The 19,070-nt window shown below is 71.2% G+C and carries 15 protein-coding genes; 6 read left to right on the forward strand and 9 right to left on the reverse strand.

The features are described 5' to 3' along the window. Positions 1-141: 141 nt before the first annotated feature. Positions 142-1,224, reverse strand: coding sequence for a hypothetical protein (locus ACIP4O_RS07300; RefSeq protein ID WP_401572598.1), 1,083 nt, complete (start codon positions 1,222-1,224; stop codon positions 142-144). A gap of 421 nt (positions 1,225-1,645) precedes the next feature. Further along, positions 1,646-4,216, reverse strand: coding sequence for an aminopeptidase N (gene pepN / locus ACIP4O_RS07305; protein WP_401572600.1), 2,571 nt, complete (start codon positions 4,214-4,216; stop codon positions 1,646-1,648). Between the two features lie 365 nt (positions 4,217-4,581). On the opposite strand from pepN, the gene ACIP4O_RS07310 reads away from it, so the two are divergent. Further along, a complete protein-coding gene (locus tag ACIP4O_RS07310) occupies positions 4,582-5,229 on the forward strand; it encodes a DsbA family protein (RefSeq protein ID WP_401572602.1) in 648 nt (215 codons plus the stop codon). Between the two features lie 165 nt (positions 5,230-5,394). Here ACIP4O_RS07310 and ACIP4O_RS07315 read toward each other — a convergent pair whose 3' ends face one another. From ACIP4O_RS07315 to ACIP4O_RS07325, 3 genes are all read right to left on the reverse strand, one after another. Then, positions 5,395-5,616 (reverse strand): hypothetical protein, encoded by a 222-nt coding sequence (locus ACIP4O_RS07315; RefSeq protein ID WP_361322740.1) that lies wholly within the window; start codon positions 5,614-5,616, stop codon positions 5,395-5,397. 223 nt (positions 5,617-5,839) lie between these two features. Continuing rightward, entirely contained in the window at positions 5,840-6,481 is a 642-nt protein-coding gene (locus ACIP4O_RS07320) for a superoxide dismutase (protein WP_401572606.1), read from the reverse strand. A 274-nt stretch (positions 6,482-6,755) separates the two neighbouring features. Beyond that, entirely contained in the window at positions 6,756-8,330 is a 1,575-nt protein-coding gene (locus tag ACIP4O_RS07325) for an amino acid permease (RefSeq protein ID WP_401572609.1), read from the reverse strand. A 443-nt stretch (positions 8,331-8,773) separates the two neighbouring features. On the opposite strand from ACIP4O_RS07325, the gene ACIP4O_RS07330 reads away from it, so the two are divergent. Beyond that, positions 8,774-9,361: a biotin transporter BioY gene (locus ACIP4O_RS07330; RefSeq protein WP_401572612.1), complete on the forward strand. Its 588-nt coding sequence runs from the start codon at positions 8,774-8,776 to the stop codon at positions 9,359-9,361. Positions 9,362-9,451: 90 nt separating this feature from the next. On the opposite strand, the gene ACIP4O_RS07335 is transcribed toward ACIP4O_RS07330, so the two are convergent. After that, a complete protein-coding gene (locus tag ACIP4O_RS07335) occupies positions 9,452-11,026 on the reverse strand; it encodes an amino acid permease (RefSeq protein ID WP_401572614.1) in 1,575 nt (524 codons plus the stop codon). Between the two features lie 204 nt (positions 11,027-11,230). On the opposite strand from ACIP4O_RS07335, the gene ACIP4O_RS07340 reads away from it, so the two are divergent. Continuing rightward, positions 11,231-11,722, forward strand: coding sequence for a ribose-5-phosphate isomerase (locus ACIP4O_RS07340; protein ID WP_361322726.1), 492 nt, complete (start codon positions 11,231-11,233; stop codon positions 11,720-11,722). Positions 11,723-11,724: 2 nt separating this feature from the next. Further along, positions 11,725-12,540, forward strand: a complete 816-nt coding sequence (locus ACIP4O_RS07345) for an Fpg/Nei family DNA glycosylase (protein WP_401572618.1) — start codon at positions 11,725-11,727, stop codon at positions 12,538-12,540. 134 nt (positions 12,541-12,674) lie between these two features. Here ACIP4O_RS07345 and ACIP4O_RS07350 read toward each other — a convergent pair whose 3' ends face one another. Next, positions 12,675-13,907, reverse strand: a complete 1,233-nt coding sequence (locus tag ACIP4O_RS07350) for a GNAT family N-acetyltransferase (RefSeq protein ID WP_401572620.1) — start codon at positions 13,905-13,907, stop codon at positions 12,675-12,677. Positions 13,908-14,089: 182 nt separating this feature from the next. Between ACIP4O_RS07350 and ACIP4O_RS07355 the strand changes: the two genes are divergently transcribed. Further along, positions 14,090-15,247 (forward strand): PP2C family protein-serine/threonine phosphatase, encoded by a 1,158-nt coding sequence (locus tag ACIP4O_RS07355; protein WP_401572623.1) that lies wholly within the window; start codon positions 14,090-14,092, stop codon positions 15,245-15,247. Positions 15,248-15,702: 455 nt separating this feature from the next. Here the strand turns inward: ACIP4O_RS07355 and ACIP4O_RS07360 are convergent, their stop codons facing one another. Together ACIP4O_RS07360 and ACIP4O_RS07365 are read right to left on the reverse strand one after the other, a co-directional pair. After that, positions 15,703-16,917 carry a cation:proton antiporter gene (locus ACIP4O_RS07360; protein ID WP_401572626.1) on the reverse strand — a complete coding sequence of 405 codons (1,215 nt, stop codon included), beginning with the start codon at positions 16,915-16,917 and terminating at the stop codon, positions 15,703-15,705. A 151-nt stretch (positions 16,918-17,068) separates the two neighbouring features. After that, the gene (locus ACIP4O_RS07365; protein WP_401572629.1) at positions 17,069-18,220 is read right to left on the reverse strand and encodes an acyltransferase family protein; all 1,152 of its coding nucleotides are present in this window, start codon (positions 18,218-18,220) and stop codon (positions 17,069-17,071) included. A 593-nt stretch (positions 18,221-18,813) separates the two neighbouring features. Here ACIP4O_RS07365 and ACIP4O_RS07370 point away from each other — a divergent pair. Continuing rightward, positions 18,814-19,008, forward strand: coding sequence for a hypothetical protein (locus ACIP4O_RS07370; RefSeq protein WP_009065301.1), 195 nt, complete (start codon positions 18,814-18,816; stop codon positions 19,006-19,008). The last annotated feature ends 62 nt before the right edge of the window (positions 19,009-19,070 follow it).

Below are 19,070 nucleotides of genomic sequence, written 5' to 3' on the forward strand. Positions count from 1 at the left end.
TTCGGGTACGGGGCGAGCGGCGCTCCGGTACGGGATGGGACGCCGCTCGGGTACGGGGACCGCGCTCCCCTACGGGGTGGGACACCGCTCCGGTACGGGGGCGCCGCTCCGGCCGCGGCACGCCCCGGGCGTCCGCGCGCCTCAGCGCGGCAGCACCTCCACGTACGCCGCCGGTTCGCGGTCCGCGGCCGTGAGCAGCGCCGTGCGCACGACGCAGGACTGCTGCTCGGCCGCGTCCCGCAGCTTGCGCGGGGTGAGGTGGAGAAGCGTGATGCCGAGCAGCTCCAGGCGCTCCCGCTTGCGCGCCGACTCGGTCCACGTCGCGTCCGGCTCGTGCGCCTCGCCGGGCCGGTGCACCCGGGTGTCCAGCTCGACGGCCACCGCCTGGTCCGGCCAGTACGCGTCGACCGTGCCGAGCGAGGGGCCCTGCGGGAGCCGCAGTTCGACGTTCCACGCCGGGTCCGGCAGCCCGCTCTCCTCGACCATGCGGTACAGACGTTCCTCGGCGACGCCCCGGTCCTCGCGCAACAACGTCTCCATGGCGTCCAGTACGCACGGCCTGTTCATGAGCCCGCAGCGGCGCAGCTCGGCCAGGAGCGCCCCTGTGCCGCAGTACCCCTCGCGGACGGCGCGCCCCAGCAGCCGCGTCACCGCGCCCGCGTCGCTCAGCTCGGCGACCGTGTCCGCGAGCGCCCTCGTCACTGGCGCGGTCGGCACGCCCGTCACCTGTTGCGGGACCGGCAGTTCGGCGCCGCGCACGATCCGTACGAACGCGGTCGAGCGCAGCCTGCGCGTCCGCGGCACGAGCACGTCGTACCGCTCCGCCGTCGCGAGCGAGCCCACCGGGCCCTCCAGGGGGAAGCCGTGCAGGGCGAGCGCGGCCGGGCCCGTGATCATCGCGACGGTCCCGGGATCGCGGAACTCCTCGGAGGTGGGCTGGGCCGGGACCCCGCGCGCCCGTCCGGCCGGGGGCCGCCGCGCGTACCGTACGGCCGCGTGCAGCCGCTCCTCCGTCGTGGGTCGCCCGGAACGCAGCAGGAACACGCCGGGCAGCAGGCGCTGCCAGCCCCCGCCGGGGGCACAACGGGCCGTCAGGCGGGCGGCACTGATCCCCCGGGAGCGCAACTGCGCGGCGTCAGCCACGAGGTGCGGCCCCGTGACGGGCAACTCGCGTGCCGCGGGGGCGGCTGAGGAGGCGGGGACGGCAGAGGAGAGATGAGTCATGCCGGGGGTCTTCCTCCTTGGCACCTCCGGCTAACCGCTGTAACGATTCCGTCGACGAAACCGGACAACTTCGTCCTAAAGTACGCGTGTTCGAGTGCCGAGACGGAGGCGGGGCCGAACGGGTGAGGGCCTCCCAGCCTGCGACAACGGCCCCGGCAGCGCGCTACTCGGCGTCGGCCGGCACAACTCGGCCCCGACTGCCCGCCTCGCGGCACGGCCCGCGCACCTCGCGGCACGGCCCGCGCACCTCGGGGCACGATTGCGCGCCTCGGGGCGTCCGGCCCGCGTATGTGGACCCCGGAGGCATGGCATCTCGCCCCGGACGCGCCCGGATCACCGTCTCCAGCCACGGGCGCCCGCGCCGGGGCGGGGCAAGGAAGCCCTCGCCCTGCCCCGCCCCGGCGTCCTTCGACTCCCCGGCTCAGCTCGCCTTCGCGTCGCACTCCTGCGCCCGCAGGGCCCGCGCGAGGTCGTCCCGCGACTCCGCCACGAGCCGGCGCGCCGCCTGCGAGACCTCCGGGTGCTGAAGCAGCCACGTGTCGGCCTGCTCCAGCGTCGCCGTGCTGTCCTGGAGCGAGGGGAAGAGCCCCCGCACGATGTCCATCCCGATCTGGATGGACCGCTCGCTCCACACCCGGGCGATCGCCGCGAAGTACTTCTCCGCGTACGGCGCGATGAGTGCCCGCTGACTCGACTGCTCGAAACCGGCGATGCTCGCCTCGACGAGCGCGTTGGACAGCTCGTCCGATTCCACGACCTGCGCCCACACCTGTGCCTTGACGGCCTCGGTGGGACGCGCGGCGAGCAGCCGCACCTGGTGGCGCTTGCCCGACGCGGTGTGGTCGCGGGCCAGCTCGGCCTCGATCTCCTTCTCGCCCGCGCGCCCGTCCACGACGAGCGGTTCGAGGAAGGCCCAACGCAGCTCCTGGTCCACCTCAAGCCCCTCGACCGACTCCGTACCGGCGAGCAGCCCCTCCAACAGGGCGAGTTCCTCGGCCGAGGCGGCGGTGGCGGCGAGGAAGCGGGCCCAGGTGAGCTGATGCTGGCTGCCGGGCTCGGCGGCCCTCAGCTCCTTGAGCGCACCGGCGCCGAGCGCGGCGGCGGTCTCCTCGCGGCGCGCCGGCGCCACGTAGTGGGCGAGGGTGGTACGGGCCCAGGCGTGCAGCATCTGGAGCACGCCGATGTCGCTCTCGCGGCCCGCGAACCGCAGCACGATCGCGATGAACTCGCGCCCGGGGAGCAGTCCGTCCCTGGTGAGCCCCCACAGCGCCGACCAGCACAGGGCGCGGGCGAGCGGGTCGGTGATGTCGCCGAGATGCGCGCGCACCGTGGCGAGCGAGGTCTCGTCGAAGCCGATCTTGCAGTAGGTGAGGTCGTCGTCGTTGACGAGGACCAGCTCGGGGGCGTCCTGCCCGGCCAGTTCCCTGATGACGGTCCGGGACCCGGCGACGTCCGCCTCGGCGCGTGCGTACCGCACGAGCGCGCCGTTCTCGCGCCGGTAGAGGCCGATCGCGACGCGGTGGGGCCGCAGCTCGGGGTGCGAGTCGGCGGCCTCCTGGCGTACGGCCAGCTCGGCGACCTTGCCCTCGCTGAGCGTCAGTTCGGGGGTGAGCGTGTTGACGCCCGCGGTCTGGAGCCAGGCCGCGGCCCAGCCGGTCATGTCCCGTCCAGAGGTCTCTGCGAGTGCCGAGAGCAGGTCGCCGAGCGTCGTGTTCCCGTAGGCGTGACGCTTGAAGTAGCGGCGCGCGCCTTCCAGGAAGGCGTCCTGCCCGACGTAGGCGACGAGTTGCTTGAGGACGCTCGCGCCCTTCGCGTACGTGATGCCGTCGAAGTTGAGCTTCGCGTCCTGGAGGTCGCGGATGTCGGCGGTGATCGGGTGCGTCGAGGGGAGCTGGTCGGCCCGGTACGCCCACGCCTTGCGGTTGTTGGCGAAGGTGATCCAGCCGTTGCGGTGGCGAGTGGACTCGACCATCGAGAAGGCGCCCATGAAGTCCGCGAAGGACTCCTTGAGCCACAGGTCGTCCCACCACTTCATGGTGACGAGGTCCCCGAACCACATGTGCGCCATCTCGTGCAGGATCACGTTGGCGCGCCGCTCGTAGGAGGCTTCGGTGACCTTGCCCCGGTAGATGTACTCCTCGCGGAAGGTGACCATGCCCGGGTTCTCCATCGCGCCGAGGTTGTACTCGGGGACGAAGGCCTGGTCGTACTTGCCGAAGGGGTAGGGGTAGTCGAAGTTCTCGTGGAAGAAGTCGAGGCCCTGCTTGGTGACGAGGAAGATGTCGTCCGCGTCGAAGTGGGGGGCGAGCCCCTTGCGGCACATGGCGCCGAGCGGGATCTCCAGCGTCGACCCGTCGGGCAGCGCGCGCTGGTAGGAGTCCGTCACGTAGTGGTAGGGACCGGCGACGACGCACGTGATGTACGTCGAGATCGGTTTGGTCTCGGCGAACTCCCACACCCCGGACGTCAGCTCGCCCGCGCCGTTGCTCCACACCCGCCAGTCCGTGGGGGCCTGGACGCGGAAGCGGTACGGGGCCTTGAGATCGGGCTGCTCGAAGTTGGTGAAGACCCGGCGGGCGTCGGCCGGCTCGTACTGCGTGTAGAGGTAGGCCTCACCGTCCTCGGGGTCGACGAAGCGGTGCATGCCCTCGCCGGTGCGCGAGTAGGCGCAGCGCGCGTCCACGACGAGGGTGTTCTCGGCGGCGAGGCCGTCGAGTGCGATGCGGGTGCCGTCGAAGACCTCGGCGGGGTCGAGGGCGCGGCCGTTGAGCGTCACCGAGTCGACGGCGGGTGCGACGAGGTCGGCGAAGCTGCTCGCGCCCGGCTCCGCGCACGTGAAGCGGAGCGTGGTCAGGGAGCGGAAGGTACGGGGGCCCGAGGCGGGGCCTTCGCCGACGGCGGAGCGCAGGTCGAGCTCCACCTCGTACGAGGTGACGGAGAGCAGCTCCGCCCTGGTACGGGCTTCCTCGCGGGTCAGGTTCTCTCCGGGCACCGGCACTCCTTCGTGACTGTGGGGCGTGGCTGGGGTCGCGCTGCGCGACGCGGCGTACGGTGCTGACCGCACCGCGTCGCAGCAGGTGGCACTGCGGTCGCACTGCGGTCGCACTGCGGTGGCACTGCGGTCGCACTGTGGGGATACGCCAACGATCCTCGCACGCGGCTGGGAGGGAGGACATCAGGGAGTCCCCGGACAAACAACCCGGAGATTTTTCAGGGTCGGAAGGCCGTGCCCCTGAGTTTTTCCCTGAGATCGCTCGGTGGAGGAATCCCTGAGCGCGAAGGCACGTTGCCAGCGGTGCAGGCTGATCGAAGAATGTCCGGTGCCCGTGACCGCGGGACGGCACTACGAGGAGCGAGATGAGCGAGCAGCAGACGCAGGAACGGGTGACCGCGGACTTCTGGTTCGACCCGCTGTGCCCGTGGGCGTGGATGACCTCGCGATGGATGCTGGAGGTGGAGAAGCTCCGCCCGGTCGACGTGCGCTGGCACGTCATGAGCCTCGCCGTGCTCAACGAGCCGCGGCTCGACGAGTTGCCCGACCACTACCGGGACACGATGGCCGGTCCCGCCTGGGGCCCGGTGCGCGTCGTCATCGCCGCCCGTGAGCTGCACGGCGAGGAGGTGCTCGGCAAGCTGTACACGGCGCTCGGGACCCGCTTCCACAACCGGGGCGAGGGCCCGACGCGTGAAGCGATCGTCGGCGCCCTGGAGGAGGTAGGGCTGCCGGCCTCCCTCGCGGACTACGCGGAGAAGGACACCTACGACACCGAGTTGCGCGCCTCGCACAAGGAGGGCATCGACCTCGTCGGCCAGGACGTCGGCACTCCGGTCATCGCCGTCCCGGGCGCCACCGGCGAGCGCGTGGCCTTCTTCGGCCCCGTCGTGACCCCGGCCCCCAAGGGCGAGGAGGCGGCCCGCCTGTGGGACGGCACCCTCGCCGTCGCCTCGGTCCCCGGCTTCTTCGAGCTGAAGCGCACCCGCACCCAGGACCCGATCTTCGACTGACCACGGCGGTCGGCGCCCGCGCCAGGGCCCCCGGGGACCCGCCCGCGCGGGCGCCCGGGGTCCCGCCCGTGCGGGCGCCGCTTGAGCCACGCCGTCACCCACGCGAGTCCCCCGCGGTGAGGGGTACGAGACGCAGTAGTCGGCACGACCGCCGAGGGCGCCCCGCTACTCCACCCCCTCCGGAATCCGCAGGGGCTCCGGGTGGAAACGGCGCGTGTTGCCCGAGGAGCGGACCTTCCGGCACGCTCCGGCCGCGCACATGATCAGATCGCCCACGTAGAGGGTGGCACCCTTCTGCTCGCGGACCCATCGCTGCTGATTCTCGGTCAGGGGGACGTGCCGCTCCGTGCTGCGGCAGTAGACGCAATACGTGTCTTTGGGCTGCATCCGCCCACGATGCGGCACGGGAGCGGGCCATGTAAGGGCGCGCGGGGCCCCGGGCCCGCAAGCCCCCGGAAAGCACCCGCACGCCCCATCGCCCCAGGGTCCGGACGCGGAGAGCCCCCGCGAGTCACGTCCTCGCGGGGGCTCTCCTCTCTACCGGCCTGCCGCGTGAAAGGTGAGAAGACGATCACGAGCAGGACGTGCGGGGGCTCGGTGAGCCGGGGCCTCAGGGGGCCAGGATGAGGGAGTCCGTACGGGCCTTCGCGGCGCGGTAGCGCGCGGCGACGTCCTGCCAGTTGACGACCTGCCACATCGCCTCGATGAAGTCCACCTTCTGGTTCTTGTACTGAAGGTAGAAGGCGTGCTCCCAGGCGTCGAAGACGAGGACGGGCACCGAGCCCTGCCCCACGTTGCCCTGGTGGTCGTAGATCTGCTCGACGATGAGACGACCGCTCACCGGCTCCCAGGCGAGCACGCCCCAGCCGGAGCCCTGCGTGGTCGCCGCGGCCTTGGTGAGCTGCGCCTTGAAGCCCGCGTAGGAGCCGAAGGACTCCTTGATGGCGTCCGCGAGGTCACCGACACCGTCGGCAGCGAGCGGCTCGCCGCCGCCGTCGCCGGTCATGTTGTGCCAGTAGATGCTGTGCAGGATGTGCCCGGAGAGGTGGAACGCGAGGTTCTTCTCCAGCCCGTTGATGGTCCCCCAGGACTCCTTGTCCCGCGCCTCGGCGAGCTGCTCCAGGGTGTCGTTCGCGCCCTTGACGTAGGTCGCGTGGTGCTTGTCGTGGTGCAGCTCGATGATCTCCGGGCTGATCACCGGGGCCAGCGCGGAGTAGTCGTACGGCAGTTCCGGGAGTGTGTAGACGGCCATGCGGAGACGCCCTCCAAGACTTCTTGTTGCGCCGAGCTTATTGCGAATGGCTTGCAAGTGCACGTTATCAGCGACAGTGGCCGGTGGATCATGCGGGAACGCGCGCCGCGGCGGGAACGCGCGCCGGGGCGAGAGCCCTGCCCGCGTGAGAACGCCCACAGCCGGGAACGGGCCCGCGCGTAAGGCGCACGCTCTTCGGTGAATCGCCCGGGAACGGGAACGGGCCCCCGGCGAAAACGCCGGGGGCCCGTCGGGCAGGGAAGAAGACGGCTGGTCAGTCGGTACGTGCCCGGGTTTCCTCGCCGCCGCGCGCGGGCGTCGCCTGCACCGGTACGGCTTCGCCTTCGCCTCGCACGCCGGGCCCGTTTTCTCGCGCCGCGCCGCGCCCCCTCCCGTACCGCGCCATGCCCACCGCGCTGAGCACGATCGCGAGGCCGCCGGTGAAGTAGAGCTGCGTGCGCGTGTCCGGCTCGCGGAGCATGAGCAGCAGTACGGCGACCATCGCGGCGAGCGCCACCCACGTGAGCCAGGGGAAACCCCACATGCGGACGAGGAGCCGCTCGGGCGCCTCGCGTTCGAGGCGGCGGCGGGTGCGGAGCTGGGCGGCGGCGATGAAACCCCACACGACGAGGACCGCGGCGCCGACCATGTTGAGCAGCCACGAGAAGACCGTGTCGGGCCACCAGTAACTCAGCAGCACCGCGAGGAAACCGAAGGCCGAGGAGGCGACGACGGCGGGGCGCGGCACGCCGCCGCGCGAGAGGCGCCGCAGGAAGCGGGGACCCTGGCCGCGTGCGACGAGCGAGTAGGCCATGCGCGAGGAGCCGTAGATGTTCGCGTTCATCGCCGAGAGCAGCGCGGCGAGGATGACGACGTTCATGACCTGCCCGGCCGCCGGGATGCCGAGGCTGTCGAGCACCGCCACGTACGGGCCCTTCGCGGAGACCTCGGGGTCGCGCCAGGAGACGAGCGTGACGATGACGGCCATTGAGCCGACGTAGAAAACAGCGATGCGCCACATCGCCGTGCGCACCGCCTTCGCGACCCCGCGCGCGGGGTGCTCGGACTCGGCCGCGGCGATCGTGACCGTCTCCAGGCCCCCGTACGCGAAGACCGAGGCGAGCAGCCCGGTCACGAGCCCGTCGGCGCCGTTCGGGAAGAAACCGCCCTCGCCGGTGAGGTGCCGCGCTCCCGGCGCGTCGCTGCCGGGCAGCACCCCGGCGATGGCGAGCACCGCGAGCACGAGGAAGGCGGCGATCGCGGTGACCTTGAGTGCCGAGAACCAGAACTCGAACTCGCCGAAGTTGCCCACCGCGCTGAGGTTCGTGGCGCAGAACAGCACCATGAAGAGCGCGACCCACAGCCAGTCGGGGGAGCCGGGGAACCAGCCCGTCATGATCGAGGCCGCGCCGATCGCCTCGGCGGCGACCCCGACACAGAGCAGCATCCAGAACATCCACCCGGCGGTGAACCCGGCCCACGGGCCGATCGCGCGCTCGGCGTGGACGGAGAAGGAGCCCGAGGCGGGATGCGCGGCCGACATCTCACCGAGCATCCGCATCACGAGCATGACGAGCGCGCCGGAGAGCGCGTAGGCGAGGACGACCGAGGGCCCGGCCGACGCGATGCCCGCGCCCGAGCCGACGAAGAGCCCCGCGCCGATGACTCCGCCGAGCGCGATCATCGAGAGGTGGCGCTGCTTGAGGCCGTTGCCGAGGGCCTGGCCGGTGGGAGAGGGCGGGGCGGGAGTGCCGACGGCAGCGGGCGACGTCCGCTTTCCGGCCGGTGCTGTCGACGTGTCGGCCGGTGCCGTCGGCGTGTCGGCCGGTGGTGGGGTGCGCGAGGTCATGGACACGATCCGTGAGGTGGGGGACGAGGACGCGGGGGAATTCTCGCGTGCCGTCCGTTTTCTGGGACGGGGTGTCCGTCATGCGGACACGCGGCTCACGCGAGGTGAAGCCGTGCTCGCCGAGCGGCTTTGGCGGAACTCCACAGCCACCTGCTTCCAAGCTGTGGGCGGTGGGCTCTTCCGCCTCACCCGCCTCACCGAAAGGGTGCGTTGTCATGCGGGGCTTGCCCGGAAGGTGACGCGGCTCACGCCGAAGGGGGGAGGGAAAGGGTGTGAAGGGGGTCCTTTGTGAGATCCCCACCAAGTCTCTCCGCGCGGCTTTGTCCGCGACGGCCGGTGAACGCCCGTTGACTCCTCGGTACGGTCGCACTGCGCCCCTTCGGGCGCCGCCCCTGCCGAACGGCCCCGTCCCCACGGAACCACCCGAGAACCGGAGTTATGCGATGAGTTCTGTCTCTGCCGTCCACCGCCCGGGAGCGGTCCTCGCGGACCTGCTGCCCGCGAGCCGTACCCGGGACGCCGTCCTCGTGCTCGGTGGTGCCGCGCTCACCGGGCTCGCCGCCCAGATCGCGATCCCGGTGCCGGGCTCCCCGGTCCCCGTGACCGGCCAGACCTTCGCCGCGCTCCTCGTGGGGACAACGCTCGGCGCCCGGCGCGGTTTTCTCGCGCTCGCCCTCTACGCGGTGGCCGGTGTCATGGGGATGCCGTGGTTCTCCGACGGGCAGTCCGGGGCCGCGATGGCCTCCTTCGGCTACATCCCCGGCATGATGATCGCCGCCCTCGTCGTCGGCACGCTCGCCCGGCGCGGCGCCGACCGCTCGCCGCTGCGCACCGCGGGGGCGATGCTCCTCGGCAATGTGATCATCTACGCGACCGGTGTCCCCTACCTCGCGTACTCCGCCCACCTCGACGCGAGCGCCGCCATCGCCGCGGGGCTCACCCCGTTCATCCTCGGCGACCTCCTCAAGACGGCCCTCGCCACCGGCGCCCTCCCCACCGCCTGGAAGCTGGTCGGCCGCAAGCGGGACTGACCCCCCCGTCCCCCATGCGCGCCGCCCCGGCCCAACCGGCCGCTGGGCGGCGCGCGCGTGCGCAGGGGCGCGAGTGACCCCCGGCGGGGGTCACTCCCGTACGGCCGCCGTCTCACGTACCGGACCCGTGTCCGCGCCGGGGCCCCGCTTCCTGCGCACCTGCTGGCGGACCAGCGCGAATCCGACCACGAGCGCGGCGACGAGCAGCGAGAGGAGCATCTGCGAGCGGCCGTCGTCGTCGAAGAGCATGTAGACGACGACGAAGAGGATCATGGCGATGGTCAGCCACGTCAGATACGGGTACAGCCACATCCGCACGACGAGCTTCTCCGGCGACTCGCGCTGGATCTTTTGGCGCAGGCGCAGTTGGGAGAAGCAGATGACGAGCCACACGAAGAGCGCGACGGCGCCCGAGGAGTTGAGCAGGAACTCGAAGACGCTGTCGGGCCACTGGTAGTTGAACCACACCGCGACGAAGCCGAAGACGACCGAGCCGAGGATCGCGGCCTGCGGCACGCCCCGGCGCGTGGTGCGCGCGAAAGCCTTCGGCGCGTCGCCCCGCCCGCCCAGCGAGAAGGCCATGCGGGACGCGGTGTAGAGACCGGAGTTGAGGCAGGAGAGCACGGCGGTCAGAACGATGATGTCCATGATCTGACCGGCGTGCGGGATGCCGATGGAGTCGAGCGCCGCCACGTACGAACCGTCGTCCTGGATCGACCGGCTGTTCCAGGGCAGCAGGGTGAGCACGACGAAGATCGAGCCCAGGTAGAAGATCGCGATACGCCAGATGACGCTGTTGGTCGCCTTCGTCACGGCCTTCTGCGGGTTCGAGGACTCGCCCGCGGCCAGGGTGACGATCTCGCTTCCCATGAAGGAGAAGACGACGAGCAGCACACCGGTGAGGATCGAGCCCGCCCCGTTGGGCAGGAATCCACCCGTATCGGTGAGGTGGTCGAACCCCGAACCAGGATTGTCCGAACCGGGCAGAACGCCGAAGACGGCGAGCAGTCCGATGATCACGAACGCGCCGATCGCGACGACCTTGATCCCCGCGAACCAGAACTCGAACTCCCCGTACGAGCCGACCGAGACCAGGTTCGTCGCGGTGAGCACGAACATCACGATGAGCGCCCAGCCCCACTGGGGTATCGCGGGGACCCAGCCGTTGAGGATCACCGCGCCCGCCGTGGCCTCGACGGCGAGCACCACGACCCAGAAGAACCAGTACAGCCAGCCGATCGAGAAGCCCGCCCAACGCCCGAGCGCCATGTCCGCGTACGCCGAGAACGAGCCCGACGACGGCCGCGCGGCGGCCATCTCGCCGAGCATCCGCATGACCAGTACGACAAGCAGCCCGACCAGTGCGTACGAGACCAGGATGGCGGGGCCCGCCGCGGCGATACCGGCACTGGAGCCCACGAAGAGCCCGGCGCCGATCACACCGCCGATGGCGATCATCGACAGATGCCGGCCCTTGAGGCCCTGCCGAAGCCCCTCCGCGTTCTTCGCCGGACCGCCCTCGCCGCCACCGGACCCGCCGTCGCCGCCCCGCGGTGCGCCGGGACCTCCGTCGCCGCCGGGACCACTCGGGTCGCCCGGTCCGCCGCTACCGCCCGGCCCCTCGGGGCCGCCCTTGTGTCCGGGCTCGCTGATCGACTGCGTCATACCTTGAGTCCTTCGTTTCATCCGAGCGTGGGTCCCGGAAGAGGACCACAAAGCACGCGCTTAGTGGAACCCCCGCGTCCGGTTTGTTGTCAAGGACACGCTCAGTTGGATGGGTGACGGTCCGGAACGACGCGGATACGCGGGACGCGCGCCACCCGGACCCGGGAGCGGCTACCCCGTTCCCGACGTGCCACACTCCTCGGTATGCGCGTGTATCTCGGCTCCGACCATGCGGGCTACGAACTCAAGAACCACCTCGTCGAATGGCTCACCGAGCACGGCCACGAGCCGGTCGACTGCGGCCCCCACATCTACGACGCCCAGGACGACTACCCGCCGTTCTGCCTCCGCGCCGCCGAGCGCGCCGCCGCCGACCCCGAGGCCCTCGGCGTCGTCATCGGCGGCAGCGGCAACGGCGAGCAGATCGCGGCGAACAAGGTCGAAGGCGTCCGCTGCGCCCTCGCCTGGAGCGTCGAGACGGCGAAGCTCGGCCGCGAGCACAACAACGCCAACGTCGTCTCGGTCGGCGCCCGGATGCACTCGACCGACGAGGCCACCTCCTTCGTCGAGGTCTTCCTCAGCACCCCGTACTCCGAGGAGCCGCGCCACACCCGGCGCATCGAGATGCTCACCGCGTACGAGAAGAGCGGCGTCCTGCCGCCCGTCCCGGCCCACCACCCGCAGCCCGAAGCCTGACCGTGCCCGAAGGCCACACCCTGCACCGGCTCGCCGCCGACCACGACCAGCGGTTCGGCGGCCGGCCGGTGCGGGCCGCCTCCCCCCAGGGGAAGTTCGCCGCCTCGGCCGCGCTGCTCGACGGAGCCGTCCTCGAAGGCGCCGAGGCGCACGGCAAGCACCTCTTCCTCGGCTTCGGCCCGCTCGGCTGGGTCCACATCCACCTCGGCCTCTTCGGCAAGGTCGCCCAAGGGCCCGGCACCCCGCCCCCGGCAACCGACACGATCCGGCTGCGCCTCACCGGGCCGGGCGGCTGGTCCGACTTGCGCGGCCCCACCGCCTGCGCGCTGATCGACGACGAGGCCAAAGCGGCCGTCCACGCCCGCCTCGGACCCGATCCCTTGCGCGAGGCCGACGACGGGGAGGCGGCCTGGACCCGTATCTCCCGCAGCCGCACGACGATCGCCGCGCTGCTCATGGACCAGAAGATCGTCGCGGGCGTCGGCAACGTGTACCGCGCCGAAGTCCTCTTCCGCCACGGCATCGACCCCGCACGCACCGGCCGCTCCCTCGCCCGCGCCGAATGGGACGCGCTCTGGACCGACCTGCGGGCGCTCATGCGCGAGGGCGTCCGCCTCGGCCGCATCGACACGGTCCGCCCCGAGCACACCCCCGAGGCCATGGGCCGCCCGCCCCGCCGCGACGACCACGGCGGCGAGGTCTACGTCTACCGCCGCGCCCACCAGCCGTGCCTGATCTGCGGCACGGAGATCCGGACACGCGAACTGGCGGGCCGCAACCTCTTCTGGTGCCCGCGCTGCCAGGGGGCCACGGCTTAGGCGACGGGGGCTCAGCCGATGGGGCGGAGGCTCAGCCGACTGGAGAGTCGGGGCCTGGGTGTCGGGAGCGGGGCCGGGCCTCTGCCCCGGGGCGTCACCGCTCGTCCGCGCGCCGCACCGTCCCCGTACGCCGCTCAGAACCCGTGCGCCAGGAAAGGCGCCACCTGGCTCCCGAAGCCCAGCGACACCGGGCCCAACGCGCCCACCCTCCCCTCACGCACCCGCCCGGCCGCCGCGAACTCCGTGAGCGACGTCCCGCCGAGGTAGGCGCCGCCCAGCTCCCGTACCGACAGCGCGAGATCCGCCGCGTCCTCGGTACGTACGCACTCCGCCCCCTCCGGGCCGCCGCGCAGCCGCCAGCGGCCCTCGTTCCACGGGCAGAAGTCGTCCCGCACCTCCAGGACGACGTCCACCGGAACCTGGTACGTACGGGCCGCGAGCGCGGCGCCGACGTCGACGAGCCGCACGTACAACTCCTCGCGCAGCGTCGGCCGGCAGCGGCGTACGTCGCTGACGAGCGCCTGCCACGGCGCGTCGAGCGGCGTCCGGCTCAGCTCCACGGTCTCCACCAGGTCCAGCGAGAGCACGTGCCGCAACAGCGCCGCGTACGCCGCGGGATCGAGCGCCTCCAGACTCCGTACCCGCACCTCGCCGTGCGGCGTACCGGCCTCGTCCCACACCGGTTTGACCTGGAAACGAGTGAACCCCACGACCTCGCCGTCCCGCTCGGCCAGCACGACACGCAACGGCGAGAAACCCGCGCGGTCCGCCTCGGGGTCGAGCACCCCGAGCCGCTCCCAGCCCGGCTGCCGGGCGAAGAGCCCGGGACGTCCCGGAACGAGCGCCGCGTACACCGCCTCGCACGCCGGCAGCGACTCAAGGAGCCCGGCCCGCCGCACCCGTACCCGCTCGGTGCCCTCCGGCGTCACCACCCGCACCCGGTGCGCGTCGATGCGCGCCCGCACCATGCGCGTCGCGGCCTCGTACCCGAAACGACCGTAGATCGGCGCCTCGGACGCGGTGAGCACCGAGAGCGGCTCACCGAGGGCGCGCACCTCGTCGAGTTGACGGCGCATCATCGCGGTGAGCACGCCCTGCCTGCGGTGTGTGTCCGCGACGCTCACCATCGTGACGCCGTTCGCCGGGACCGAGGCCCCGCCCGGCACTGTCATCCGGAATCCGAAGCCGCTCGCCGAGCCGATCAGCTCCGTGCCGTCCCAGGCGGCGAACGAGCGGTCGAACTCGACGAGTTCGTCCCAGAGCGCGCGTTCCTCCGCCGCCTCGTGCAGTCCACCGAAAGCGACGGTCAGATTGTCGTACCACTCGGGGTAATGGGCCTTGTCGAGCTTGCGTATGTCGGTCGTCATACCGCCTCCCTACCAAGGCCGCTCCCGCGCCGCGAGGGCATTTCCCCGTGGGTGCGCGGTGTGCGCCCGCTGTGCACTCCCCGCGCCCGATCAACTGTGCGGAAGTTGTGCGGTGTGCGCTACCTGGACAAAGTGGACCCCTCGGTGCGCGAAGGCATCGCCGCTCGGTAGGGTCCCGAGCAATGACAGGCGAACGCGTTGCGGCGCAGACCCCCGCGGCACGGTGGCGGATGCGGTACCACCGGGCCCGCATCGCCGTGCGCCGGGCCGGGGTCGACTACTTCCGGGGCGACGGCTCGGACTGGATCGCCCTCATCGGGCTGCTCCTGTGCGTACCGCTCATCGGCTGGCTCACGGTCGTCGCACCCGTCTGGTGCGACCCCGCGATGCTCGCGGTGCCCATCACGATCGGCGGTCTCGTCCTGCGTCCGGCGAGCCTGCTCGGGCTCTACGCCGGCTCGGCCGCTGCCCTCATCGTGGAATCGGTGGTCCTCGGCCCGTACACCGACGGGCCCGCGCGGGTCACCCCCGGCTCGATCCTCGTGGTCGCGGGCTGCGGTTTCATCGGTCTGCTCGTCGCACAGTTCCGCAGCCGGGTCGGTGTCCCGTGGCGACGCGGCGGCACGATGCTCTTCGACCTGCGCGAACGCATCCGGGTCCAGAGCAAGCTGCCGGGTCTGCCGCGCGGCTGGCACCGCGAGATGTCCCTGCGGCCGGCGGGAGGGCAGTTCTTCTCGGGCGACTTCGTCGTCGCCTCGCGCACGAAGAAGGGGCGTGTCCTCGAAGTCGTCCTCACCGACGTCTCCGGCAAGGGCATGGACGCCGCCTCGCGCGCACTGCTCCTGTCCGGCGCCTTCGGCGGCCTCCTCGGTTCACTGCCTCCGGCCGACTTCCTGCCCGCCGCCAACGGCTACCTGCTCCGCCAGGACTGGGACGAGGGTTTCGCCACGTCGATCCACCTGGTCCTGGACCTGGAGACCGGCGAGTACGAGGTCTACTCGGCGGGCCACCCGCCGGCCGTCCAGCTCCACGCCGGGACGGGCCGCTGGGAGCAGATGACCGCGGAAGGTCCGCTCTTGGGCGTCTACGGCGGCGCCGAGTTCGACCCGGCCAAAGGCCGCCTGAACCCGGGCGACATCCTCATGCTCTTCACCGACGGCCTCGTCGAGACCGCCGAACGCGAGATCTCCGAGGGCATCGACCGCCTCACCGGCGAGGCCGACCGGTACGTGCCCGGCGGCTTCGTGGGTGCCTCGTGGCACCTCATCGAGGCGGTGGCCAAGGATGTGAACGACGACAGGGCGCTGGTGTTGATCTGCCGGGATCAGGTGGGGGGGTAGGGGGAGCGGGGGAGCTGGGGGAGTGGGGCTTGGGGTGGGGGAGGGGCTGGGTGGGGGAGGGGCTTGGGCTCGGGGGGCGTCTTTACGTGGCGCACGCGGGCAGCCCCCACCCTCCCTGGGGGGCTCCCCTGCTACTAGTCTTCCGCACCCCGTCCCGCCCCTCGCGCCAGTTCCGCGAATCTGTGGATAACTTCGCCGAAGTCACAAAACCGCTCACTCTTCCGAGTGAGCGGTTTTCTCGCGATTGCGCAGCCGTCTCCGATGTGTGCCAATGTCCTCCTTACCGACCGGCAGGCCACTGGCCCAGCCCGGCGGCAGGTCCGTACGGGGAACGTCTCTCACCGTACGAGGGCTCTACTGCCTCACGGGTAAGCCTCAACCCCGGAAGGCAGCAACCTCACCCACCACCAGTACGAGCGCGGAGCGGCCCCGAGGCCGGCCGCCTCCCGCCGTACTCACCCCGCGTCGCCGGCCTTGACCAGAGAGACGGTCTCGGTCGGCGGAGCGGTTTCGGGCCCCTCCCCGGGGTCCGTCTCGGCCGTCGGCAGCAGGCGCGCGAGCCAGTGCGCGCGGCCTGCTGCCAACGGGCCGAGGACGGCGAGCAGTAGTACGTAGCCGGCGATGAAGGGCGAGAGCCGCTCGTCCAGGCCGGCGCCCGCCGCCATCGTGGCGAGGATCAGCGCGAACTCACCACGGGCGAGGAGCGTGGTCGCGATGTTCGCGGCCGGGCCCCTGCCGAAGCGGTACATGCGGCCTGTGAGGAGTCCCGCGAGGACGTTCATGGCGAAGGTCAGCAGGACCGCGAGCAGGACGGGCCACAGCACGCTCGGCAGGTCGCCCGGGTTGATGGAGAGCCCGAAGGCGAAGAAGAAGATGGCCCCGAAGGCATCCCGCAGGGGGTGCACGAGGGTGCGGATTCGGGCACCTGACGACGTGCTGCCGAGCATCAGGCCGACCATGAAGGCCCCGATCGCGTCCGCGACCCCGAACCACTCCGAGACCCCGGCGACGAACACCGCCATACCCAGGAAGGAGATGACGAGCAGCTCGTCGTCCCGCGTGTGCATGAGCCGGCCCACGAGCTTCGTCCCGAAGCGTGCCGCCAGCGCGAGCAACAGCAGGAAGCCGAACGCCTTCGCCCCGTCCAGCACCGCCGCGGCGAGCGAGTCGGCTCCGGAGAGGATCGGCTGCAGGGCTGCCAGATAGAGCGCGAGGAAGATGTCCTCGACGACGATGATGCCGAGGATCGGGCGTGTCTCGGGGTTGCCGAGGCGCCCTGTGTCGACGAGGACCTTCGTCACGATCGCCGAGGACGAGATGCCGAGCACCCCGGCGAGGACCAGAGCTTCGGAGGTGCCCCAGCCGAGGGCGAATCCGAAGCCGAGGCCGGCGCCGACGTTCAGGGCGAGATACGTACCCCCGGCGAGCGCCATGCGCCGCCCGCCCGTCTGGAGGTCGTCGAGATGGAATTCGAGTCCCAGGTAGAAGAGCAACAGCACCAGGCCGAGGGCGCTGAGCATCTCCAAGTCGTGCGGGTCCGAGACCAGCACCACTCCGGGAGTGTGTGGGCCGAGGAGAATCCCGGCCAGGATGAACAGCGGGATGGTGGGGAGTCCGATGCGCCCGCCCGCGCGGGCGAGGACGGCGGCGGCGAGGAAAGCGCCGCCCATCGCTATGAGGGTCTCCGCGTGTCCGATGAGCCCAACCTCCACATCAAGTCAAGTAATGGTCAAGCGAGAGTCAAGAATTACCCTACCAAAGGGTTGAAAGGGGGAGAGTTGTCCGCTTGAAGTGCGTTTTCTGTGGCGGGAGTTGTCGCGCTCAAGCTCCGCGCGTGCCGCCGAAGGCCCAGTCGAGGCGGGGCTCCAGTGCACAGCGGAAGGCACGACGCACGGGAGGGGTGCACAGCAACGTCACCGCGAGTCCCGCGCCGGCGCTGAAGAGCAGCGCGCCGGGGGCGGAGTGCGCGAAGGTGGTGTCGTACCAGCCACCCCACGTCACGGCTTTGATCAGGAAGCCGTGCAGCAGATAGCCGCCCAGTGTGCCCGCGCCCAGCCGCGTGCACCAGGTCGTGCGGCGTGGCACGAGGGCGAGGAACGCGGCCGTCAGCACGAGCGAGGTGGCGAGCAGGGCGCAGGTCATGAGCGGGCCGCACCACCAGGGCGCGCCGAGGTCCTGTGCGCTCTCGCGGTGGTAGAGCCAGGCGTACGGCATGCGCGGGGCGAGCCACCAAGCGGCGCAGAGGCCCGTGAGCAGCACCGGCGCAGCGACGATCTTCGGCCACTTGTGGGCGAGGAGCGCAAAGTGGCGCGGGCGCAGCATCAGGCCCAGCACGAAGTACGGCAGGAACTGGAGCACGCGCTGAAGATCCAGGTCAGCGCCGATCTCCGGGGACAGCGAGCCGAACGCGGCGAGGGCGAGGGCGAGCGGGAGCGGCCACCGCACGAGGCGCCACAGTGGCGTCGTGAGGCGCCATACGAAGAGCGCGATCAGGAACCAGTTGAGCCACCACGGGTCGATAACGCTCCACGTCGGCACGGGATCGGGACCCGCGAGACGGGCGAAGAGCGTGTATGCGTACTGGAAGATCACATAGGGCACGGCGACCCCGGTGATCAGTTTCCGTACTTGCGGGGCGCCGAGCGTGAAAGTCCGCGAGAAGTAGCCGGAGATGATGATGAACGCCGGCATGTGGAAGGCGTAGACGGTGAGGTAGAGCGCGCCCAGGGGTCGGCTCGACGCGAGGAGGGGCTCCCAGGAATGGGCGATCGCGACGAGGACGATCGCGAGATATTTCGCGTTGTCGAAGAACGGGTCACGGACTTTTCCGCCGCCCGCGCCCGAGGCTCCCGCTCCCTTCGCGGTGCCGGGCCCCGCGGGGTGCGACGGGGACTCGGGCGGCAGGGGGCTGCGCGCCGTCGGGTCCGCCGGTACCGCGCTGAGCTGCCCGGATTCCGCGGGGTCGTGATGCATGGGTACCTCGGTGCCGTCGCGCCCGGCCGATCTCGTGATCGATGCGAGATGGCGACTGATCGACTTTGTTCGTTTCCCGACTCGCCTGTTGTCGTTGTCTTCGTCTACCCGACTTTCCGCCCGCCCGGGGTGAACGCCACGCGACTCCCGTCACACCCCCACGGACCAGCGGTATTCCGCACGCATTCGCCGTCACTTCTCCCCCTCCCGCGCACGGGCGTCGTTCTCCCGCGCGAGCCGGGGCGCGGGAGGGGGCCGCGCGGGACGGGCGGAAAATCCACGCCGTTCCGGCGGATCGCGTTCCGCTTTTTCCTCGGGCTTTACCGCCCATTGCCGACCGGCGCACGACCGGCGTGCGGGGCTTCGTGTGCGCCGCCCGTCATCCCGCGCGCCCCCGTTCTGCCCCACATACCTCAGAAGGCGTCCGGCGCCTCTTTTATGGCCTGAACGCCTGGGCCGGTGGACCCCCCTTGGCCGACGTTGCGTCACCCGCCGCATAGGACGGCCCTGTTGGTGGCACGATGGTTCTGGCGGGGGCGTGCGGCCGTGCACCTCCCGGGCCGGGAGCAGACCGACCAAGGGTGTGATCAGTTATGGCCATTTCGCTGTCAGTGGTGGTGCTGTTGGCGGTCATTCTGGTGGTGCTGCTCCGTGGCGGCTCCATCAAGGCCGGTCCCGCCATCGTCGCGGTGCTCTTCGGCTTCTTCCTCGCCTCCAGTGGCATGGCGCCCTCGATCCAGCGCTTCCTGGACTCGATAGCGCAGACGATCAACCAGATCAGCTTCTGAGGCAGGGCGCCGACTGGCCCTGGCCGGTCTCGCCCCGCCCGTCGGCCTCGTCCCGGCAGGAG

The sequence above is a fragment of the Streptomyces sp. NPDC088923 genome (assembly GCF_044749745.1).
Classification (GTDB): Bacteria; Actinomycetota; Actinomycetes; order Streptomycetales; family Streptomycetaceae; genus Streptomyces.